The following is a 19,804-nucleotide window of genomic DNA, read 5'->3' as shown; positions in this document are numbered from 1 at the left end:
GTCGGACCCGCCAGATAGCGACGTACAGCAGTAGGACGGTCAGGGTTGGGCCTCACCGTCCTCGTCGATCAGCATCGGGACTGCAAGGTGGTTGACGATCGCTCGACACTCCCGGCAGATGTTCGGGTTGGGGATGATGCGGTTCTGGTCGAACGGGCGCTCGCAGACGTCGCACACGATGCGCTTCAGCCGGTCGCCGTGGTCTCTCATTCGAACCCCGTGGCAGCGGTCTGCCAGTAGTTCGCTCGGTCGAGCTCGTGGGCCTGGAGGACGGTGTTGCCTTCGGCGTACGCCAGCTCTGCGCGGGTGTACGCGGCCACCGCGAGCGTCAAGCACTCACGGGACGACAGGGCGAGGACCCTGATGGCGTCCCGGTCCTGGGAGTCAAACGGCCACGCCATCAGACGGCCTCGACGCGGTACAGCTTCATCTCGGACTCACCGAGCTGGTGCGCGTGGGCGAGGGCTTCATCTGCCTCTTCGCGGGTCTCGTAGACGACGCCGATCCAGTCAATGACGACGCGGCCGGCCACATGCTCTTCCCCAAGCACGTAGCCGACCGCGAGATTCTGTTCGCTCACCAGACACCGCCGGCAGCGAGATATGCGCGCAGCAGGACGTACACCGCTGCGAATGACAGGGCGAACGGCAGCACGTACGAGCAGATCGCGAGAGTGATGAAACGCCACGGCCACTGTGGACGCTTGGTCGGCGTCACATACCGCCCGGCCATCAGTTGCGCCGTCCGCTGACAGGGTTGGTCTGGTCCTTCGCTGCGAGCCGTTCGAGGATCGCGTCGAATCGACTCGCGAGGCCTGGCTCGTCGTTCCGTTTCAGCAGAAGCGCTGCGAACACGCAGGCGTCGCGGACAAAGGTGATTCCTGTCTCGAACTCGGTCACGTCGTCCGGGACGTCCTCAGCTTGCAAGCCCATGCCGACGCGGGTGACCGTGAAGTCGTACTTGCGCAGTATGTCGGCACCGTCGATGGGACCGCCCTGGAACGTACTCATGCATCCGCCTTCTGCTTCGCGAGAGATTCGATCTCGTCGCGGTCGAATAGGTGCGCGCCAGTTACGCCAGGCATCTTGTGTGCGGTGAGTTGGCCGGCTGCGGCGCGGCGGTTCACGGTGGCTTTGCTCACACCGAGGAGCCGAGCGGCTTCGGCTGCGCCAATTACATCCATGTGATCCACATGCAGAGCATGAGTCATCTGGATCATTTGTGCAACCTGCGGGCGGTTTGTTTCCTGTTGCGCCAGTTGACGCATACGCCTAATATCAGCTCTATGACCAGAGCACACGAGGTGGGGTTGATCCCGGAGTGGACTGCTGCGGACAAGTTCCGCAAGGCGCGTGAGCACGCAAAACTCAGCCAGAGCGAGCTGGCTGAGGCGATGGGGGTTGGTCGGGCAACGATCGCGCGCGCAGAGCAGGGCACGTCGGTGCCTCGCCGGCCAGTGATCCTGGCGTGGGCGATGGCGACGGGCGTCGATCTCGGCTGGCTGCTAGGCGAAACGCCTGGCCCAGACGGTAGTGGTGCCCCCAGTAGGACTCGAACCTACGACCTGCGGATTAAAAGTCCGTAGCTCTACCAACTGAGCTATAGGGGCGCGGATCGAAAGTGTAGTGGTGCACACTCCAGGACTCACGAGGCACCCCCTCGGCCTGTCATCGTCCGAAGCTGCTGCACCCTTCCGGCGCAGGCTTGCCCGCGAGGCGGTCGTCGATCCAGGCGTGAGAGCCGGGCAACCCGGAGATCGCGACGACGAGGTGTTCGCCGACGTACTCCTCGAGTCTGACGTTCGCGCCGTTCGCGCACCATTCGTCGTAGAGCGTCTCGGCTCCTTGTCGAGGGATCCAGAATTCCTGCTGTCCCTGGTAGATGAAGACGGGCGCCGACGGAGCGAGGTCTCCGCCCATCCGGTTGTCCGCGATGATCCGCTCCGCGATGGGTGTGCGGTCCACGTTCGGGACGTCCGAGAGCGCTTGCACCGGAATGGGTGCCACCAGACCGGGGGGTGCCAACAGATAGATGCACATGTCCTTGGCGATCTGCGCCAACCTGAGGCCGTTGGCGTTCATGAGTTGGAACATCTCCGGGTACTCCCGTGCCACGCCCATCGTGGCCGAGAGGAACAGCGTCGATGCGCCGTTGTTTCCGTTCATGGAGCCGAGGAGTATCCGGTAGTCGACAGGAGCACCGCCGAACGCAGTGCCGACCAGGTTGACGTCGGGCGCGTAATCGGGAGCGAGCTGCGCGGCCCAACCCGACGCGATGGCGCCGCCCGAGTAGCCGGTGATCGCGATCGGAGATTCGTGTGGCAGTCCCAGTCCGGGCAGATTCACCATGGCGCGCAACGCGTCCAGGACGGCGTGTCCTGCCATGCGGCCCGCGGCGTACGCCTGCCGCGGTCCCTGATGATCGGTGACGACGACTGCATAGTTCTTGGCCAGAAACAGTTGCACCGCAGCAATTTCCGGCGCAATTCCGCGCGGCATGGTCCACGACGGGGCGCACGTGTTTCCGAGTGAATCGATGGCCATGTTGTACGCGACCACCGGACGCGTACCGGATCCGGTCCAGGGAGCAGTGGGAACGACGACGGTGGTGGCCGCAGCGACCGGCCGGTCGTGGGAGTCGCTGGTGCGGAACAGGATCTGAGTCGATCGCGTCGGTGTGACCAGCGGTCCGACGGTGACGTCGCGAGTGTCGAGAACCGTTCCTGGAGCGGAGCTTTCGTATCCGGGCGGCGGGTCGAACCACGGCTCGCCCAGCGGGGTGGCTGCAGCCAGGCTCGGGTCCTGCGCCGGAGACACGAAGTCCGCTATCGGGTCTGCGTCGACCGCCCACGGCGTCGCTGCGACGAGTACGCACGCGAGAATGGTTACTGCTGAGCGAGTTGCGAGTCTTCCCATGATCATGCCGTCACCTGAATTCGTAGTCGTCGTCGACCCGATGTGCTCTACGCCACATTAATTACCGACCGATGCCCGGCGTGTTGGAACTGCCTGCGTCGATTTCGAACCGTTACAGAACCGGTTGCTTTCGAATGTATTCGGACGCAGTGTATTAACTGGAAAATCGGGTTAAAAGATTCCAAAGTGGTTGTGTCGCAACAGGTTACGCGAACACGTAAATGTCGAAAAGTAACTGCGAAACACGTTCTCGGATAATGTGATTCGTAGTTCAACTATCGATTTCTCGATACCGTACGACCGTGAAATGTTCGGGTTTTCGATCCCGTCGATTCGGCGTGAAGCACTATCGGGCCGGATGCCTGTTTTCGGCATCGGCTAATTCGATCGCGTGGGACCCGAAAGTCGATTCTCGTCGATGTGCGATCGCGTGTGCCGAGGCCGTCGTCGGCGCGATCGGGCAGACGAAACGATCCGACGGTTATGTATGAAAACCGGGTAAGGTGGGTGGTGTCGTAGACCGCCGGAAGAAGCCCGGCGGCTCGGGAGGATGACACACTCCCGAGAGGTGTCGTAACGGGGTGTGCTGAAAAAGTCGGCGACTCGAGTGCGCACCCCCTGCAGCGCACTCGAGCCGAAGAGACCATACCACTCGGATTGTTTGTAATGGTCCGCGGATTTGTCCGTTTTTCGGTTTCTCGAGGAGTTCCAAGGTGGAGGACGGTCTTTTCGCGCTGCAGTGAAGTAGTCTCGAAATTGCGGTAAGCCGCTGATAGAGCGGGTCGCGTGGGTTTGGAAGGCACGGAAAACCAATGGCACAACAAGAGCGCGCACGGAGAACCCGGGCGGCGATCGTCGAGGCTGCGGCATCGGAGTTCGCGCGTCGTGGGTATGCGGCAGCGTCGGTCAACACCATCCTGGAGGGCTCCAACGCCACCAAGGGTGCGATGTACTTCCACTTCCAGTCGAAAGAGGACCTGGCAAGGGCTGTACTGAGCGCCGCTCTCGACAAGTATGTCGCGATCACCGAACGCTGGAGAGGGTCGACGCTGCACCCGTTCGACGTGCTTCACGGAATCATCGACGACCTGGCCCGCAGCTTCCAGTCGGACGTGATCGTTCGCGCCGAATTCCGGCTCATCGTCGAGCCCGAGTTCTACAGCGAGGTGCAGTCCGGAGGCGGGAAGGTGTGGGGTCTCGCCGGCCTCGAGCAGGCCCGTCGCGCCCAGGAGTTGGGTGACCTCTCGGACGAGTTCACGCCGGAGAAGTTCGTACGCGTGTTGTCCGCATCGTTGGCCGGTCAGCGCTACATGGCCGATCTCGTGTCCGACAGCCGGGACCTACGCGCGATGTTCGAGGAATCGCTCGAGGTGATCCTGTTCGCGATGGCAACCCCTCAGTGGTTGGACGCCTGGCGCACCCGCGGCTGGTCCGAAAACACCGTCTCGAGCGCTGAAAACGCCTCTGACCTGCCGGTTTGAGTTTTCCGCGAAAAGTGTCCTAAGCTATCCCAGCTCCCAACGGAACGCCGTTGAGGGTAGCGCCGGAGCAATCCGGCGGGCCCCCTTCGTCTAGCGGCCTAGGACGCCGCCCTTTCAAGGCGGTAGCGCGGGTTCGAATCCCGTAGGGGGTACGGTAGGACACGGTCGGAATTGACAAACCGGCCAGCAGTACAGCAGTCTCTTGCAGGCCGCCGCGGTTCGAAGCAGAAAAAACTTCTGCTAAGGTTTGCGGCAGTGAATTTCGACAGAAATTCGAGCAAGGCCCTGTGGCGCAGTTGGTTAGCGCGCCGCCCTGTCACGGCGGAGGTCGCGGGTTCGAGTCCCGTCAGGGTCGCAAAATCAGTGCGAAAGCACTGAGTTGCGATGCAAGTCAGCGTCACCAGTAGTGCAGAGTTACGAGTGGGCATTCTTACCGGTGCCGCCCGGCCAGGTAGCTCAGTTGGTACGAGCGTCCGCCTGAAAAGCGGAAGGTCGCCGGTTCGATCCCGGCCCTGGCCACCACAATCTTCGCGCGCACGCGCACATCACGGCTGTCGATTCCGATTCGGAACCCGGCCTTCTCTTGCCCCCGAACATCGCTACGCTGATTCGGTGGATGTCATCGATCAAGCACAGGCCGACCTCGCCCGAGGCGACTACACGTCGGCCCGCGATCGGCTCTATTCGGCGCTGAGAACTGCCCCGGCGTCGCAACCCGTTCTGGAGCTTCTCGCCTACACTCACCTCCTCATGGGAGATCGCGTCGGCGCAGGAGCCGCGTGGTTCCTGACGTCCAAGGAAGACGACGACCCCACCGCGTCGGCTGCATTCGCTGCGTTGGAGGCTCGGCATCGTTCGCCGATCTCGCTGGCGCAGGTTCTGCCGATCAACGCGCCGTCCGACTACTACCCGGCTCAGGCAAAGATGCGTCTCGATCGTCTGTCGGCCGCCGTCGCGAGCAACGGGCAGGTCTGGGTGCCGCCGCGCGACACGATCTATTTCGACGAGTACGGCGTCGACGCCGACGACTTCGTCGACGACGCATTCCCTATGTCCGCCGGTGGGGCGTCGGGGCGGCCTCTCAGGCAGCGAATCCTGGCGACGCTCGTCATCGTCGCTATCGCGGCGACATCGGCGTCGGTCGTGCTGGCTCTCGTGTTCTCGTAGGTCGTGCGGGCACGCATTGTGTTGCCGCGTATCGTGTTCCGCGGAGTCATCCACGATTGAACCGAAATCCCGATAGACACGAATCCGTGTGCCACCGAAGGACGATCTCATCGACCCCCATCGACGCGACGACAATTACGACGTCAATCTCGCACAAGCGCGTGTATTCGCTGCCGGATTGGCCGAGCACATCGAGAAGTGCACGACCTCGATAGAGGTCGCTCAGGCGCGGGCGTTCCGCGCGCGTGCCGACAAGGCCGAGGCACGCGCGCGGGAACTCGAGGCGCAGGCGAGTGTGCTCCGGAAGGAGCTGTACGAGATGTACCGTCAGATCGACAACATGACGGCACGTTTTCCGGAACTACGCGGAGACACTGTCTTCCGACGCTGAGCGCGGGGCAAGATGGGCGCCCCAGCGTGCGAGGGCCACTCGGCGGGTCTCGGTGTCGCCGCGGTCCCCACCCTCTGCCAACGTGATCACCGCGCGCGCCAGCTCGAACAGGCTCACCCGATTGTCACGGGCGGTGGAGAACAAATCGTCGACCGCGGCAGAGACGCTACCTCCCTGCACACCGACGAGCACACCCGTCGCGATATCGACATCGGTGCGTGAAGCGGGTCCCCGAGACGTCGTTGTGTCGGGACTTCTGTCTGTCATGAACATTCCTCGAGATGCGTAGTGATCGTGATGCGTGGGGATCGAGCTGAGAGCTATTTCACTGTTCGTGAGAGCGCTCACTCTGCCACACGCCACCGACGAGAAAGTAGCCGATGCGCTAAGACTCGGATGGTTTCGCGCGAACGTGCATCCGTTCCCCCTGCGGTCCGAACAGACTGAGGATTTCGACGGGTCTTCCGTCTGCTGCGCCGAACCAATGCGGAACGCGGGTGTCGAACTCGGCGGCCTCGCCGGGCTTCATGACGATGTCGTGTTCACCGAGCACGAGACGGAGCGAACCGTTGAGAACGTACAACCATTCGTACCCCTCGTGGACGCGCGGGGACGGTTCGTGTCGGTCCGGGTCCACGACGATCTTGTAGGCCTGCATGCCGCCGGGCCGACGCGTCAGCGGTTGGATCGTCACGTTCTCGCGGCGAACCGGGGTGCCTGTGACCCGCGGGTCTTCGACAGGTGGTTCGCTGATCAACTCGTCGAGCGGAATCTGATGCGCACGAGCGATCGGCAACAGCAGTTCGAGGCTGGGCTTGCGGTCGCCGGATTCGAGTCTGGACAACGTGCTCAGCGAAATTCCCGTTGTCTCCGCGAGAGCGGCGAGCGTCGTACCGCGTTCGCTGCGGAGCCGACGTAAGCGCGGGCCGACGCCTGCGATGACGTCGTCGATCTCTCGTTCCGGCGTGCTCATACGACTATTGCAGTTTCAGCAAAGAAATTTGTCAAGCCGTTCGCTCAGCTGCAGGCCAGCTTCGCCTGATCGTAGATGCGCTGCGCCTGCTCGGTCGAGGGGCGGACGTCACCGGACGCCGCCTCGACTTCGAGTTCGGAGACGACGGTCGACTCGTCGGTTCCGCTCGCGATCTCGGCGCACGTGCTGTTCAGCAGGGCCTTGATCGCGTTGTCGTCACGGCTGTCGGCAAGAGCGCCGAACTGTGTGCGGAAGGCCACGACGAACGCCTCGACCTTCGCGTCGTCGAACAGATTTCCCGCCTGCTCGCCGAGGCTGGCGGCCACGCTGCTGGCCGAGCCTGCCGCGTTGTCGAGGGTCTGATTCGCGTCGGACTGATCCTCGGAACTGCAACCCGCCACGACGAGCGCGAGCGACAGGCCGGACGTGAGGGCGAGTGTTCGGAACTTCATGGGTGTGATCGTAGCTTTCGCCACAGTCGACGAGTCGGTCGAAACGCGTCGTCCGGTGGACCGGGCCGCTCATACTGGTTCGATGGCAACCGGGGTTGCGTCGTCGACCGCGCGGGTCGGCCGGTCACCGATACTGCGCAACGCGTACGGGAGTGCGACCACCGAGGCGTTCATGATCATCGCGATCGCGACGATTCTGGTGACGCGCCTGTACCTGGAACTGACCGGCTACCCGCAGGTCGGTGGTGGCACCCTGCACATCGCGCACGCGCTGTGGGGCGGCGCCGCGATGATGTTGGCTCTGCTGATCGGCTGGCTCTTCATCGGGTTCGGGGTGCGCGCGTTCGCCGTGGTGCTGGGTGGAATCGGGTTCGGACTGTTCCTCGACGAGGTCGGCAAGTTCGTCACGAAGAACAACGACTACTTCTACGGCCCGTCGGCCGAGATCATGTACGTGCTCGTGGTCGTCGTCCTCGTCGGCAACCGCATCGTGCGGGACGCGCGCAGGCCGTCGCGCGAGGAGACGCTCGCCAACGCGGCTCTCATTGCGGCGGAGGGGGTGGCGCACGGCTTGCCGGAACATCGTCGCGAGTGGGCTCTGCGCATGGTTGCGCGTGCCGAAGCGGAAGGAGCCGACGCCGAGACCGTCAGCGGTCTGCGGCTGTTGCTCGGGAACTGCAGTCCGGGAAGTGCCCGGCTCTACACGATGCGACGCTTCGCGCCGCGCCTGATTCCCGCCTTCTTCAAGAGCCCGCGCTGGGTGCCCGTCGTCGCGTGGGGGTTGACGCTGGCGTCGTTCGCAGGCGTCGTCTTCGGCATCGTGCAGTTGGTGGTCGGGGACTTCCACTTCGACTCCGAGGACACGACGCTCGACATCGACAGGATGGGAATCTCGAGCGGAATTCTGTTCCTGTCGTCCTGCACGACGTTTGCTCTGTCGTTGCCGTCGGCCGTGGCGTTGCGAAACAAGAAGTTGTGGCCGCTGCGAATGTTGCGGATCGCCGCGCTGATCTTCACGATGCTCAATGCGCTCGTCGATTTCGCCCAGGAAGGGTTCGCGGCCCTCGGCAACGTTGCGATCGGATTGTTCACGATGGCGGTGTTGTCGCACCGAATCGCCGTCAGGACCGCGGAAATAGCCGAGAACAACTTCTCGCACGGCGACGTGTTGTCTATGCCCGAGTAGGGAGCTGCAACGAGCGGGTACTTGTGAACGCCCGACGTTCACGGGTGAACGGGTCGACGAACTCGATGGACCGTGCGAGCAGTTGCAGAGGCGCGGAGTAGTCGTCGTCGGCCACGTCGTAGAACTCCGGGTAGAAGTTGTCGCCGAGGATCGGGATGCCGAGCGAGCTCATGTGAAGTCGAAGTTGGTGTGTACGACCGGTTCTCGGCCGTAACGAGTACAGTGCGTGCACGCCGTCGTGCCGGACGATGTCTGCGTGGGTTTCCGCATTGGGCTCGCCCGGGACCTCCTCGGCGCGAAGAACGCCGCGCTCCTTGATCATTCGGCTTCGCACAGTCCGCGGGAACGTCAGACCGGGATCGAACCGTGCGACGGCGTGATACTCCTTCTCGACGGCGCGGTGCGCGAACAGTTCCTGATAGGCGCGTCGAACCTCCGGCCGTGCGGTGAATACGAGTACACCCGACGTCAGTCGATCCAGCCGATGCGCCGGACTGAGGTCGGGCAGGTCGAGCTGACGTCGGAGCACGACGAGCGCGGACCGCGTGACGTACGCGCCCCGTGGCGTCGTCGCGAGGAAATGAGGTTTGTCGACGACGACGAGATTCTCGTCCCGATGAAGAATGTCGATCGGAAACGGGACGACGGGTTCGTCCGGCTCGTCCCGGTAGAGGTAGATGTCGGCGCGGGGAACGAGCGGCGTGTCGACTCCGATCGGTACACCTGCCGCATCCACCACCTCGCGAGCAGCCACCTTCTCCCGCAACCGATCGGCATCCTGTGGGAACCTGCCGACGAGATAGTCGAGAACGGTGGAGGCCGAGGCGTCGTCGGGCATCCTGATACGGGTAGGTCCGAGGCCGTTGCGGATGGGAAGGGGAGCGCGGGCCATGGCGCTCACCCTATCCGCCTCAGCAGTTGGTGGGTGCGGGCTCACCCCGGAAGCGTGCGTCGAGCCACAGGTAGGCCTCGGGGAGACCGACGACCGTCGCCGAGAAATGTTCGGCAGCAGGGTATCCGCGGAACTGAACGGTCGCACCTGCCGCACAGTATCGACCGACCATGTCGCGGACGGGCTGGAACGGCGCGATGAAATCGTTCACACCCTGCCAGACGAACAACGGCGCAGTCGGGACGCCCTCGTGGAACGTCACGCTGTTCTCACGCAGTACTTCCTGTGCACTCGGCGTGTCCGCGAGAGACGCGGCCGTCGTCAGATCTCGCGCGCTGTGGAACGCGCCGTCGATCAGGATGGATCGTCTGCATTCGTTGAACATCTTGTTGCGCAATGCCATTCCCCGGTCGTTCAGGTTCTCGGTGATCGGGAACCGCTCGGGGTATTCGCGTTCGAGACCGAGCGCGACGGCCATCGCCATACCGAAGCCGGGGTGTGGCTGCGGACTGTAGGCGAGGTTCTGCGCGATCTGTGCGAGATCCGACGGGATTCCGCCCTCGGCGATGCCCGCGATCTTCAATTCCGGTGCGTAACCAGGGGCGATCGCGGCGGCGAACGACGTCGCCAAGCCGCCGCCCGAGTACCCGAGCAGGCCGACTGGCGAATCGGCGAGCGGAAGCTGCTGGAATCGCTGCACCGCGCGCACTCCGTCGAGGGTGATCTGACCGGCCATCCTCGCCGCGCCGTACGCCGCGTTCGGCCCGAGGTAGTCGGGTACCGCAACGGCCCATCCGCGGGCGACCATGCCCAGGTAGACGGCGGGTGCCTCGATCAGTTCGTCGGAGAATAGGCCGTGCGACGGTGCACACTTCGTCCCCAGTGCGTTGACGATCGCCTGATACGAGACGAGGGGCGTTCCTTCCCCTCGGCCGCGCGGCATGAGGACCGTCGTCACGGCGGCGATCGGGTCGCCGGCGGAGTTCGTCGACCGGTACTTGATCTGCCAGATGTCGGTGTTCGGGTATCGCGGACTGTCGGCGCGTCGGGAATCCAGAACGTCGCCCGGGGCCGCGTCGCCGATCGTGGGTGGCGCGGCGTAGAACGCGTCGGGATCGGGGGCCAGTGCAACGGGGTCGGCTGCCGCGGAGGATGCCCCGGCGAGGAGGCCGCACACGGCGGCGACGGCGACGAAGACTGCGGTGAGACGAGTACGCACGGTGGTCCTTCTTCTCGGTGGTGACATGGATCAGGCGGAGACGGGAACTGCGGGAGGGCTTTCGACCTTCTTCGGCAGAGCGAGGGCGAGAAGGGCCGAGGCCGCGACGACTGCCGTCAACACGAAGAAGACGTGGCGCTGCGCGACGACGTACGGCTGGGCGGACGCCCAGCCGACACTGTCGGGCGGCACCGACGGCGTCAGATCGGACAACTGGTGGAAGAAGAGCAGACCGACCAACGCCAGTCCGACGGCCTGTCCGACCTGCTGCACGGTCGGGATGATCCCCGACGCGGAACCGACCGTGGAGCTGTCGGTGCCGGAGACGATCGTCGTCTGCAGCGGCGCGACGAAGACGCCGATGCCCGCGCCGCCGACGAACAACGGAAGAGCAAGAGCGGCGACACTTTTCGCCGTCGACTCGTGGTAGGACAGTGCGGCGAAGCACAGCAGCGACACACCGAACAGCACGAAACCGAGCGGCAGCATGCGAGTTCCCATGCGTGCGAACAGTTTCGGCGAAAGAACGGAGAACACGGCCGCGCCGAGCGCGAACGGGACCGTCACGACGCCGGTACGCACGGGGGACAGTTCGAGGCCGAATTGCAGACTCAGCGACACGGTGAAGAAGAAGCCGGTGAACGATCCGAACATCAGGATCGACAGCGCACACCCGATCGCGAACGTTCGACGACGGAACAGCTCGAGTCGAAGCATCGGCTCGTGATCCATTCGGGACCAGCGTTTCTCGTGTACGACGAACAGTGCGCAGAAGGCCATGGATGCGACGACCGAGAGCACTGTCGGCAGCGACCAGCCGTGCCGGTAGCTGTGCGTCAACGGATAGACGAGCAGCACCAGGCCCAGCGTGGAGAGGACGACTCCGCGCAGATCCAACCGCGGCAACGTGGCCGGCCTCGCGTCGGACAGGCTCGACGCGGCGAGCGCCAGGGCCGTCAGACCGATCGGCGCGTTGACGAAGAACACCGTGCGCCAACCCCATTGAAGAAGGTCGAGCGACACCAGAACTCCGCCGATCGACGGCCCGAGAACGGCTGCACCGCCCGCCGTCGCGCCGTACATCGCGAACACGACGCTGTGACGCTCGCGTGGAAACGACGACGCGATCACCGCGACGGTCTGGCCGGACACCAGACCGCCCGCGATGCCCTGGATCACGCGCGCCGCGACGAGTAGCTCCGGTGACCCGGCCAACCCGCACAGGATCGACGCCGCGACGAAACCTGCCATCCCGCAGACGAACACGGTTCGGCGACCGACCAGTCCACCGAGCCACGCGCCGGTCAGCAACGTGCACGCGAACGCGAGCGTGTACGACGACACGATCAATGCCTGCGCGCTGGCATCGGCCCCGATGTCGTCGGCGATGGACGGTAGGGCGACATTGACGATCGTGACGTCGATCATCAGCATGAACACCGCCATCAGGCATGCGCACAGCCTGCGGTACGCGATGTGACGAGTCGACGTCACGACGATTACGCGGTCCTTCCCGACACCGCGTCGGCGAACGAATAGTCACCGGTGCGAGCCACGGACAGGAAGACGTCGCCGATGGCCGCGAAGTAGCGATCGATGGACCGACGCGCGACGTCGGTGCCGGGAAACATGAACGTCGCGCCGGTGTGGTTCTCGAATCGATTGATCCACATGTAGACCTCGTCGGAGCTGCCCTGGTTGCCGAACAGGCCGCCGTTGACGCTGGACACGATGTCGGCGCCGGGAAGTTTGCGCACGTCGACGTAGGAGATCATCGGTGCGGACCAGCCCGGTTGCGTCGTGATGCCGCTGTCGGGCGTGACCAGCTCGAGTACGCGGTGGTAGGAGACGTCGGACAGCAGCTTGCCGGACTCGAAGGCGCGCTGCGCAACTCCCGCGAGATGGGAGAAGGTCAACGTTCCGGACACGGTGAAATGCACGGGGATGAGGCTGGAGAACCAGCCGATGGCGCCGAACTCGCCGGGCGTCGTGCGGGTGCTCTTCGGGGTCAGGCCCAGGTAGTTCTTCTTGCCGACCAACTCGTACTCGGCGATCGCTGCGGCGGCGAAGATCCCGCCGGTGATCTTGGCGCCTGCACGCTCGCAGGCCTCGTCGAAGGCATCCGCGAGTTCCTTGTCGAACAGCGGGAAGTCCCTCACTTCCGAGCGTGTGTACTTCTCGGCGTGCGCGTCGAGCGGTAGCGCGAAGGTCGGGAGGTCGCCGCCGTTCTCGCGGACCAGGTCGATCCACGTGCGAACCTCGTGCGACCGGGACGTCAGCTGGGCACTCGCCTCGCGTTCGCGGGTGCAGTACTCGAGGTAACTGCCCAGGCACGGCTGCACGTTCAGGGTGCCTGCGGCGGCCTCGGTGTAGAGCGTGCGGAGTTCGAAGAACGTCAGTGCCTGCGAGATCCCGTCGGTGTTCAGATGATCGACCGCGGCATAGACGGTGAACGTGTCCCCGTGATCGATGACGCCGAACGAGAAGCAATCCCAGCTCGTCGGGCCAGGAGTGGTGTCCTGGACGTGCTGCCGCAGGGCTTCCTGGTCGTCGAACTCACCGACGTCGGTCGGCGCGAGCTCGATGAACTCGGGATCGGTGACGTGGCGCACCACACCGTGTTCGTCGGTGTGGAACCAGCTCGCGAACGTGTCGTGCTTACGCAGGAAGCCGTTGACGGCCTGCGTCATCGCATCCGCGTTCAGCGGTTCGAAGATGTCGAACGTGACCAGGCACAAACGGGAGAAACGAAAGCCCGAGTCACGGTTTCGGTACGCGGACTTCAGATACTCCTCCTGGATGTGCGACGGCGGCACCGGGTGCGGCGGCGCGGCGTGCACGCGAGCGATGCATTCGGGGGTCGGCTTCCACGTCGTCACGTGTCCGGGTACGGGGTTCCAATCACCGATGAGTCCGAAGCTGACCACGCGACATCCTTCTTTCCGTATGCGATGTGCAGACACCGTGCGCGGCAGAACGCCCGCACGCCGTCCATGATGGCGCCGAGACTTCGTCGCGGGCACGTGTTCGGCCTTGTGAATGGCCCCAAACATGAGCGCGCCTTGTGAAGGGGCCCAAAGGATCGCGTCGCCCCGCACCGACATCTGACAGACTTGTCGTCCGGCGACGGTCCTGTTGCCGAGTCCGACATAGCATTTCGCAAATGCCGTATCGCACTGTCGCGTCGTCGTTCGTTGCCGTGGCCGCGGCATGTATCTGTGCGTTCGCGCACGGAATGCCCTCCACCGCAGCACCTTCCGACGTCGCGTACGTGGTCGACGCCGCATCCGTCTCCGACCGCACCACGTCGCTGCAGGTCTACTCGCCGTCGATGGACCGCCCCGTCGACCTCACCGTGTTCCGTGCCGCGAACCCCGACATCCCCGCTCCCACGCTGTATCTCCTCAACGGCGCGGCAGGTGGATACGGCGGCAGCAGCTGGTTCGACCGCACCGACATACCGGCGTTCTTCGGTGACAAGCAGGTCAACGTCGTCGTGCCCACCGGTGGGGCCGCGAGCTACTACACCGACTGGCAACACGACGACCCTGTCCTCGGACGCAACAAGTGGTCGACGTTCCTCGCCGAGGAACTGCCACCCGTCGTCGACGCCGAATTCTCCGGTAACGGGATCAACGCCATCGCCGGCATCTCGATGGCGGGAACGTCGGTGTTGCAGCTGGCGATCGAACATCCAGGGCTTTATCGGGGGGCCGCGTCGTACAGCGGGTGTGCGATGACGTCGGACCCGCTCGGCCGGGCGTACGTGAAGTCGGTCGTCGAGATGCGCGGCCGCGGAAACACTCTCAACATGTGGGGGCCGGATTCGGATCCTTCGTGGGTGGAACACGACGCGTTCGTGCACGCCGAGAAGCTTCGTGGCACGGCCCTGTACGTCTCGAGCGGGTCGGGACTGCCGGGACCGCTCGACACGATCGACGGCCCGGACATCGCAGGCAATCCGGCCAAGCTCGCCGAGCAACTCGCCGTCGGCGCGCTCATCGAGAGGGCGACCGACGTGTGCTCGCGGCAGTTGCAGACGAGGCTCGAGTCGCTCGCTATCCCGGCGACCTACAACCTGCGCGATTCCGGAACGCACTCGTGGGGCTATTGGCAACAGGACATGCACGACTCGTGGCCGTTGCTCGCGTCGGCGATGGGGGTGTCGCAGTGAGCCCGGGGGTGCTCCGGCATTCGTGGCGGACGCCGGACTGGTCCGTGGCCGAGCTCGTCGACGCCAAGTTCGACCGGACCGTGTCGGTCGTACTGCCCGCTCTGAACGAGGAGGCGACGGTGGGCGGCGTCGTCGAATCGATCGTGCCGTTGGTCGGAACCCTCGTCGACGAGCTGGTCGTCGTCGATTCGGGATCGGTCGACGCCACCGCGGCGGAGGCGCGACGCGCGGGCGCGCGGGTCGTCACGCGAGAGGAAGCGTTCCCCGGGCTCGCTCCGCGCCCAGGCAAGGGCGAGGTGCTGTGGCGATCGCTCGCGGCGACGACGGGTGACGTCGTCGTGTTCGTCGACTCCGACCTCGTCGATCCCAGCCCCCGATTCGTGCCGTCGCTCCTCGGGCCGTTGCTCCTCGGAAGTCGTGTGCAGCTCGTCAAGGGGTTCTATCGACGGCCGCTGCATGTCGACGGCGTCGCGACCGAGCAGGGCGGCGGCCGCGTCACCGAACTGGTGGCTCGGCCCCTTCTGACCGCGTTGCGCCCCGAACTCGCCGGCGTGTTGCAGCCCTTGGGCGGTGAATACGCGGCGACGCGTGAGCTGCTCGCAGCGATACCGTTCGCGCCGGGCTACGGCGTCGAGATCGGCATTCTGCTCGACACGTACGACAGACTCGGCGTCGACGCGATAGGCCAGGTCGACCCCGGTGTGCGAGAGCACCGCAATCGTCCGTCGTCCGAACTCGCGATGATGAGCCGTCAGATCATGGCCACGATGTTCGGCCGGCTCGGAATCCCCGACTCGACGCAGGAACACAGGGTGTTCGGCCTCGGCGACGACCCGTTCCACGCGGTCACCTCGCCGCTGATGACGGACGACCGGCCGCCGATGAATCACGCGTCCGCAATCGCATCACGCTGATGCTTGGTGGGCCTTAGGCTCGGGCGATGACCTCCGACCCCGCCTGGACTGCGTCCGACATTCCCGATCTGACCGGGCGGCGCTTCATCGTCACCGGGGCGAACAGCGGATTGGGTGAAGTGACCGCGCGGGCGCTCGGAAAGGCGGGCGCCGACGTCGTACTCGCCTGTCGAGACACGAACAAAGGCGACGCCGTCGCGCGGAGCATCGGACCGCGGGCGCACGTGCGTCGACTGGATCTGGCCGACCTCGAGTCCGTGCGGGAGTTCGCGCACACGGTCGACACCGTCGACGTTCTGATCAACAATGCGGGCGTGATGGCAGTGCCGAACCGACGAACCGTCGACGGCTTCGAGATGCAGTTCGGCACCAACCATCTCGGCCATTTCGCGTTGACGGGTCTGCTGCTGCCCCGCATCACCGATCGCGTCGTGACGATGTCGAGCGGTCTGCACCAGATCGGCCGAATTCACCTGGACGATCCGAACTACGACCGACGGCCCTACCGGCGGTGGGGAGCGTACGGACAATCCAAACTGGCGAATCTGATGTTCGCATTGGAACTCGACCGGCGCCTGGCTGCAAGCGGATCATCGGTGAAATCGCTTGCGGCTCACCCGGGTTACGCGCGGACGAATTTGCAGTCGCACACCGAAACGGTCTACGACAAGGTCATGGGCATCGGAAACCTGTTCGCACAGAGTGCGGAGAGGGGTGCGCTCCCGGAGCTCTACGCCGCGACGTCGGCCGAGGTGACGAGCGGGTTGTACATCGGCCCGGACGGGCCGTTCGAACTGCGTGGGTATCCGACGATCGTGGGATACGCTGCGCGAGTACGTGATCGAGCCGTCGCGGCCGGGCTGTGGGAGAAATCGGAGGCGCTGACCGGCGTCACCTATCGGTGGCGCGACGAGTGACCGCCGCGCCACCGGTTTCACATCAGATGGTGACGACCATCTTTCCGGTGTTCTCACCGCGGAGAAGTCCGATGAACGCCTTCGGCGCATTCTCGAGACCGTCGACGACGGTCTCGTCCCACTGGACGGAGCCGTCGGCGAGCCACGTCGCCATCTTCTCGGCGAACTCACCCGACAGCTGGCGGTAGGAACCGACGATGAATCCCTTCAGCGTCAATTCCTTGCCGATCGCGAGCGCGAGGTTGCGCGGAGCGGGTGTCGGCTCCGTCGCGTTGTACTGAGAGATCGCTCCGCACAACGCGAATCGCGCGTACGTGTTGGCCGACGCGATGGCCGCTTCCAGATGATCGCCGCCGACGTTGTCGAAGTAGACGTCGATGCCGTCCGGAGCTGACTGCGCGAGTTGCTCTTTCACGGACCCGTCGTGATAGTCGAACGCGGCGTCGAAGCCGAGTTCCTGGAGGCGTCGCACCTTCTCGGGTGAACCGGCGCTGCCGATGACGCGGCCCGCGCCCAGTGCTTTCGCGATCTGTCCGACGAGCGAACCGACCGCTCCGGCTGCGCCGGACACGAATACGGTATCGCCTTCCTTGAACTGTGCGACGGCGGTGAGTCCCGCGTACGCGGTCAGACCGGTCAGGCCGAGTGCGCCGAGGTAGGCCGACGCCTTCGCCTTGTCCAGATCGATTTTCTTCGCCGAGGACGCGTCGACGATCGCGACGTCGCGCCAGCCCTTGCCGTGCGAGACGGCGTCGCCGACAGCAAAAGCGTCGGAACGGGTTTCGACGACCTCACCGACCGCGCCGCCGTCGAGAGGCGCATCCAACTGGAACGGCGGGACGTAGGACTTGACGTCGTTCATGCGGCCGCGCATGTACGGATCGACCGACATGACGGTGTTGCGCACGAGGATCTGACCGTCCTCGAGCGCCGGTAGTTCGGTGGTGACAGTGCGGAAGTTGTCCGGCACCGGCTCGCCCTTGGGGCGGGACGCGAGATGAATCTCGGTGGCCTGCATGGAAATACCTCCTAGTCCTCGGTCACCGTGACGGTGACGTCGATGTTGCCGCGGGTGGCGTTGGAGTACGGGCACACCTGATGTGCCTTGTCGGCCAGCGCCTGTGCCTCGTCGCGGCTGAGATTCGGCAGCGTCACCTCGAGAGTGACCTCGAGCTGGAAGCCGCCTGCGTCGTTCGGGCCGATGCCGACGCGCGCGCCGACGGCCGAATCCGTGACGTCGGCCTTGTCCTGACGCGCGACCAACTGCAGCGCCGAGTGGAAGCACGCCGCGTATCCGGCCGCGAACAGCTGCTCCGGGTTGGTGCCCTGGCCGCTGCCACCCATGGCCTCCGGGATCGCGAGGTCGAGGTCGAGCCGCCCGTCGGAGGTGCGTGCGTGACCGTTGCGGCCTTCACCGGTGGCCAGAGCTTCTGCGGTGTAGATGGTCTTCATCTTCGGTGGTTACCCTTCCGTGTCGTGAAGCGCGTCGGTCAGCTTGACCAGCGCGTCTCGGAGATGTTCGAGGTCGGCGACGGTCATACCCGTCTTGCCTGCGAGCTGTTTGGGGATGTCGACGGCGTGGGCACGCAAGGCGCGGCCGGACTCCGTCAGATGGATCTCGACGCGACGCTCGTCCGTGGTGAGGCGTCGCCGTTCGACGAATCCGAGAGCTTCGAGCCGCTTGAGCAGCGGTGAGAGTGTGCCGGTGTCGAGATCGAGTTCGGTGCAGATCTCGCGGACGCCTCGGCCGTCCTTCTCCCACAGCACCAACAGCACGAGGTACTGCGGATACGTGACGCCCATGCGCTCGAGCATCGGGCGATACACCGCGGTGGTAGCCCGCGATGCGGAGTACAACGCGAAGCACACCTGGCGATCGAGTGCGAGTTCGTTGGTCACGTCCTGAACGGTAGTGCACGTTTATGTTGTGCGCAACCTATATGCGGCTGCGCCGCCCGTGCGCGAATAGTTGGAGCGGAGACCAACTATCCGCGCACGGGTGCGTCAGCGCAGCGATTCCTCGAGACCGTCGAGCACGAGCGTCGCCGCGGTGGGTCCCGCGTTGAGGTACCACGGATCGTCCTCGACCGAAACGATGTGGCCTTCGGTCGACGCGCTCATTCCGGTCCACAGTGGGTTGGTCGTGTACTGGTCCGCCCGTGAGCCGGCGTCGGACGTCTGACTCCCGACGAAAACCCGATCTGCGTCGGCCGATTGGATCTCTTCCTCGCTGAAGTCCTGAGACGTCTTGTCGAACTGCTGGCTCTCCGGACGCGCGAGATTCGCGTCCCATGCGATGTAGCCGACGAACGACGCCACGCCGAACACACGAGCGCGGTCGGCGGTGAACCGCACGAACGACACCGTGGGCGACCCTTGAACGGAGTTGCCGAAGTCGTGTGCGCGCGTGGTGAATTCGTCGAGGAACGACTGTGCCTGCTGGGTTCGGCCGAGTGCGTCGGCGAGAAGGAGGAAGTCCTGCTTCCAGTTAACGCCGGTGCCCTCGGTGAGCACAGTCGGCGCAATGGCCGACAGGGTCTCGTAATTCTCCTCGGACCCAGCTTCGTTCGCGAGGATCAGGTCGGGCTGCAGGGCCGCGATGGCTTCGAGGTCAGGAGACTGGCGATGTCCGACGTCGACGAAATCGGCCATCTGTGAGGCGTATTGGGGAAATTCGCGCGCGAGGTAGTCCGGAACCAGCGCGGCGCCGTCGCCGTATGCGACACCGGTCGGTACGACACCCAACGTGAGGACGGAGTCGAGTTGGCCTGTCGCTATGACGACGATGCGCTTCGGCTCCGAGGGGATCTCGGTGCTTCCACCGAAGTGGCCGACCGTGCGCGGGAAGACGCCGTCGTCGACGCCGGGGGAGCCCATACCGTCCGGGACGCCGGTGGGACCGGGTGCGATGGTGGTGGTAGGTGCCGAGCTGCTGGTGGCGGCTGGTTCTGTGCTGCCGCAGGCGGCCACGAGGGTGACGGTGGCGGCGAGGGCCAGGAGTAGTGGTGCGCGTTTCACGGTGCCTCTTCGTGCGGAGATCGGGTGCAAGGTGAGGTAACGCTACCCTTCGGCTTCGTACGTGCGCGCGAATGTATAGCCGGCTGTACATTCGCGCGCACGACA

General features: G+C 64.8%; 25 protein-coding genes, 4 tRNA genes and 1 pseudogene. 11 read left to right on the top strand and 19 right to left on the bottom strand.

Annotated features, from left to right (window positions below; genetic code table 11):
• Positions 1 to 39 precede the first annotated feature (39 nt).
• The 6 genes from RhoFasB10_RS14430 to RhoFasB10_RS14405 are packed head-to-tail and all read right to left on the bottom strand — an operon-like array spanning position 40 to position 1,267.
• Positions 40 to 210, bottom strand: a complete 171-nt coding sequence (locus RhoFasB10_RS14430; protein ID WP_167676927.1) for a hypothetical protein — start codon at positions 208 to 210, stop codon at positions 40 to 42.
• Positions 207 to 401, bottom strand: coding sequence for a hypothetical protein (locus RhoFasB10_RS14425; RefSeq protein ID WP_167676925.1), 195 nt, complete (start codon positions 399 to 401; stop codon positions 207 to 209). Before RhoFasB10_RS14425 ends, RhoFasB10_RS14430 begins: the two co-directional genes overlap by 4 nt.
• Positions 401 to 580: a hypothetical protein gene (locus tag RhoFasB10_RS14420; RefSeq protein ID WP_167676923.1), complete on the bottom strand. Its 180-nt coding sequence runs from the start codon at positions 578 to 580 to the stop codon at positions 401 to 403. The genes RhoFasB10_RS14425 and RhoFasB10_RS14420 overlap by 1 nt, the downstream gene beginning before the upstream one ends.
• Complete coding sequence (locus RhoFasB10_RS14415; RefSeq protein ID WP_167676921.1) at positions 577 to 732, bottom strand: hypothetical protein; 156 nt, start codon at positions 730 to 732, stop codon at positions 577 to 579. Before RhoFasB10_RS14415 ends, RhoFasB10_RS14420 begins: the two co-directional genes overlap by 4 nt.
• Positions 732 to 1,010 carry a hypothetical protein gene (locus RhoFasB10_RS14410; protein ID WP_167676919.1) on the bottom strand — a complete coding sequence of 93 codons (279 nt, stop codon included), beginning with the start codon at positions 1,008 to 1,010 and terminating at the stop codon, positions 732 to 734. The genes RhoFasB10_RS14415 and RhoFasB10_RS14410 overlap by 1 nt, the downstream gene beginning before the upstream one ends.
• Positions 1,007 to 1,267: a helix-turn-helix domain-containing protein gene (locus RhoFasB10_RS14405; RefSeq protein ID WP_167676917.1), complete on the bottom strand. Its 261-nt coding sequence runs from the start codon at positions 1,265 to 1,267 to the stop codon at positions 1,007 to 1,009. Before RhoFasB10_RS14405 ends, RhoFasB10_RS14410 begins: the two co-directional genes overlap by 4 nt.
• Here RhoFasB10_RS14405 and RhoFasB10_RS26800 point away from each other — a divergent pair.
• A pseudogene (locus RhoFasB10_RS26800) lies at positions 1,193 to 1,447 on the top strand (helix-turn-helix transcriptional regulator); the annotation flags it as partial. The gene RhoFasB10_RS14405 and the pseudogene RhoFasB10_RS26800 sit on opposite strands and share 75 nt — an antisense overlap.
• 86 nt (positions 1,448 to 1,533) lie before the next feature.
• Here RhoFasB10_RS26800 and RhoFasB10_RS14395 read toward each other — a convergent pair.
• Both RhoFasB10_RS14395 and RhoFasB10_RS14390 read right to left on the bottom strand, forming a co-directional pair.
• Positions 1,534 to 1,609: transfer RNA gene (locus RhoFasB10_RS14395), tRNA-Lys, on the bottom strand.
• Between the two features lie 58 nt (positions 1,610 to 1,667).
• Complete coding sequence (locus RhoFasB10_RS14390; protein WP_206030934.1) at positions 1,668 to 2,921, bottom strand: lipase family protein; 1,254 nt, start codon at positions 2,919 to 2,921, stop codon at positions 1,668 to 1,670.
• 806 nt (positions 2,922 to 3,727) lie between these two features.
• Between RhoFasB10_RS14390 and RhoFasB10_RS14385 the strand changes: the two genes are divergently transcribed.
• The 6 genes from RhoFasB10_RS14385 (at position 3,728) to RhoFasB10_RS26150 (ending at position 5,954) form a co-directional block, all read left to right on the top strand.
• On the top strand, positions 3,728 to 4,396 hold the full coding sequence (locus tag RhoFasB10_RS14385; RefSeq protein WP_068424835.1) for a TetR/AcrR family transcriptional regulator: 669 nt from the start codon (positions 3,728 to 3,730) through the stop codon (positions 4,394 to 4,396).
• A gap of 79 nt (positions 4,397 to 4,475) precedes the next feature.
• A tRNA-Glu gene (locus RhoFasB10_RS14380) sits at positions 4,476 to 4,548 on the top strand.
• Between the two features lie 129 nt (positions 4,549 to 4,677).
• Positions 4,678 to 4,751 (top strand) — tRNA-Asp (locus RhoFasB10_RS14375).
• Between the two features lie 90 nt (positions 4,752 to 4,841).
• Positions 4,842 to 4,918, top strand: a tRNA-Phe gene (locus tag RhoFasB10_RS14370).
• Between the two features lie 90 nt (positions 4,919 to 5,008).
• A complete protein-coding gene (locus RhoFasB10_RS14365; RefSeq protein ID WP_068424832.1) occupies positions 5,009 to 5,563 on the top strand; it encodes a DUF6584 family protein in 555 nt (184 codons plus the stop codon).
• An 88-nt stretch (positions 5,564 to 5,651) separates the two neighbouring features.
• Positions 5,652 to 5,954: a hypothetical protein gene (locus RhoFasB10_RS26150; RefSeq protein WP_206030933.1), complete on the top strand. Its 303-nt coding sequence runs from the start codon at positions 5,652 to 5,654 to the stop codon at positions 5,952 to 5,954.
• Here the strand turns inward: RhoFasB10_RS26150 and RhoFasB10_RS14355 are convergent.
• The 3 genes from RhoFasB10_RS14355 to RhoFasB10_RS14345 form a co-directional block, all read right to left on the bottom strand.
• On the bottom strand, positions 5,925 to 6,221 hold the full coding sequence (locus tag RhoFasB10_RS14355; RefSeq protein WP_167676915.1) for an ANTAR domain-containing protein: 297 nt from the start codon (positions 6,219 to 6,221) through the stop codon (positions 5,925 to 5,927). The genes RhoFasB10_RS26150 and RhoFasB10_RS14355 overlap by 30 nt on opposite strands.
• Before the next feature lie 118 nt (positions 6,222 to 6,339).
• Positions 6,340 to 6,927 (bottom strand): XRE family transcriptional regulator, encoded by a 588-nt coding sequence (locus tag RhoFasB10_RS14350; protein ID WP_114330297.1) that lies wholly within the window; start codon positions 6,925 to 6,927, stop codon positions 6,340 to 6,342.
• 44 nt (positions 6,928 to 6,971) lie between these two features.
• On the bottom strand, positions 6,972 to 7,379 hold the full coding sequence (locus RhoFasB10_RS14345; protein ID WP_167676913.1) for a hypothetical protein: 408 nt from the start codon (positions 7,377 to 7,379) through the stop codon (positions 6,972 to 6,974).
• An 82-nt stretch (positions 7,380 to 7,461) separates the two neighbouring features.
• Here RhoFasB10_RS14345 and RhoFasB10_RS14340 point away from each other — a divergent pair, with 82 nt between their 5' ends.
• Complete coding sequence (locus RhoFasB10_RS14340; protein ID WP_167676911.1) at positions 7,462 to 8,565, top strand: hypothetical protein; 1,104 nt, start codon at positions 7,462 to 7,464, stop codon at positions 8,563 to 8,565.
• Here RhoFasB10_RS14340 and RhoFasB10_RS14335 read toward each other — a convergent pair.
• Genes RhoFasB10_RS14335 through RhoFasB10_RS14320 form a run of 4 tightly spaced genes read right to left on the bottom strand, consistent with a single transcriptional unit; the run spans position 8,552 to position 13,603 of the window.
• Positions 8,552 to 9,457 (bottom strand): pseudouridine synthase, encoded by a 906-nt coding sequence (locus RhoFasB10_RS14335; RefSeq protein WP_167676909.1) that lies wholly within the window; start codon positions 9,455 to 9,457, stop codon positions 8,552 to 8,554. The two genes, RhoFasB10_RS14340 and RhoFasB10_RS14335, sit on opposite strands and share 14 nt — an antisense overlap.
• Before the next feature lie 19 nt (positions 9,458 to 9,476).
• Positions 9,477 to 10,676 (bottom strand): lipase family protein, encoded by a 1,200-nt coding sequence (locus RhoFasB10_RS14330; protein WP_068424821.1) that lies wholly within the window; start codon positions 10,674 to 10,676, stop codon positions 9,477 to 9,479.
• A 30-nt stretch (positions 10,677 to 10,706) separates the two neighbouring features.
• The gene (locus RhoFasB10_RS14325) at positions 10,707 to 12,170 is read right to left on the bottom strand and encodes a DHA2 family efflux MFS transporter permease subunit (protein ID WP_346764400.1); all 1,464 of its coding nucleotides are present in this window, start codon (positions 12,168 to 12,170) and stop codon (positions 10,707 to 10,709) included.
• 5 nt (positions 12,171 to 12,175) lie between these two features.
• Complete coding sequence (locus tag RhoFasB10_RS14320; protein ID WP_167676907.1) at positions 12,176 to 13,603, bottom strand: condensation domain-containing protein; 1,428 nt, start codon at positions 13,601 to 13,603, stop codon at positions 12,176 to 12,178.
• A 236-nt stretch (positions 13,604 to 13,839) separates the two neighbouring features.
• On the opposite strand from RhoFasB10_RS14320, the gene RhoFasB10_RS14315 reads away from it, so the two are divergent.
• Genes RhoFasB10_RS14315 through RhoFasB10_RS14305 form a run of 3 tightly spaced genes read left to right on the top strand, consistent with a single transcriptional unit; the run spans position 13,840 to position 16,681 of the window.
• Positions 13,840 to 14,850 (top strand): alpha/beta hydrolase family protein, encoded by a 1,011-nt coding sequence (locus tag RhoFasB10_RS14315; RefSeq protein WP_167676905.1) that lies wholly within the window; start codon positions 13,840 to 13,842, stop codon positions 14,848 to 14,850.
• On the top strand, positions 14,847 to 15,764 hold the full coding sequence (locus RhoFasB10_RS14310) for a glucosyl-3-phosphoglycerate synthase (RefSeq protein WP_346764399.1): 918 nt from the start codon (positions 14,847 to 14,849) through the stop codon (positions 15,762 to 15,764). Before RhoFasB10_RS14315 ends, RhoFasB10_RS14310 begins: the two co-directional genes overlap by 4 nt.
• 26 nt (positions 15,765 to 15,790) lie before the next feature.
• Positions 15,791 to 16,681 carry an oxidoreductase gene (locus tag RhoFasB10_RS14305; protein WP_167676902.1) on the top strand — a complete coding sequence of 297 codons (891 nt, stop codon included), beginning with the start codon at positions 15,791 to 15,793 and terminating at the stop codon, positions 16,679 to 16,681.
• 22 nt (positions 16,682 to 16,703) lie between these two features.
• Here the strand turns inward: RhoFasB10_RS14305 and RhoFasB10_RS14300 are convergent, their stop codons facing one another.
• The 4 genes from RhoFasB10_RS14300 to RhoFasB10_RS14285 all read right to left on the bottom strand — a co-directional run bounded on the left by RhoFasB10_RS14300 (position 16,704) and on the right by RhoFasB10_RS14285 (position 19,699).
• Positions 16,704 to 17,699: an NADP-dependent oxidoreductase gene (locus RhoFasB10_RS14300; RefSeq protein ID WP_068424809.1), complete on the bottom strand. Its 996-nt coding sequence runs from the start codon at positions 17,697 to 17,699 to the stop codon at positions 16,704 to 16,706.
• Positions 17,700 to 17,710: 11 nt separating this feature from the next.
• Positions 17,711 to 18,133, bottom strand: coding sequence for an organic hydroperoxide resistance protein (locus RhoFasB10_RS14295; RefSeq protein ID WP_068424806.1), 423 nt, complete (start codon positions 18,131 to 18,133; stop codon positions 17,711 to 17,713).
• 9 nt (positions 18,134 to 18,142) lie between these two features.
• Positions 18,143 to 18,580, bottom strand: a complete 438-nt coding sequence (locus RhoFasB10_RS14290; protein ID WP_068424803.1) for a MarR family transcriptional regulator — start codon at positions 18,578 to 18,580, stop codon at positions 18,143 to 18,145.
• 105 nt (positions 18,581 to 18,685) lie between these two features.
• The gene (locus RhoFasB10_RS14285) at positions 18,686 to 19,699 is read right to left on the bottom strand and encodes an iron-siderophore ABC transporter substrate-binding protein (RefSeq protein ID WP_068424798.1); all 1,014 of its coding nucleotides are present in this window, start codon (positions 19,697 to 19,699) and stop codon (positions 18,686 to 18,688) included.
• Positions 19,700 to 19,804 lie beyond the last annotated feature (105 nt).

The sequence above is a fragment of the Rhodococcus sp. B10 genome (genome assembly GCF_011770055.1).
Lineage (GTDB): Bacteria > Actinomycetota > Actinomycetes > Mycobacteriales > Mycobacteriaceae > Rhodococcoides > Rhodococcoides kyotonensis_B.
The sequence above is the reverse complement of the archived record's forward strand: the minus strand, read 5'-3'. Positions and strand labels throughout refer to the sequence as shown.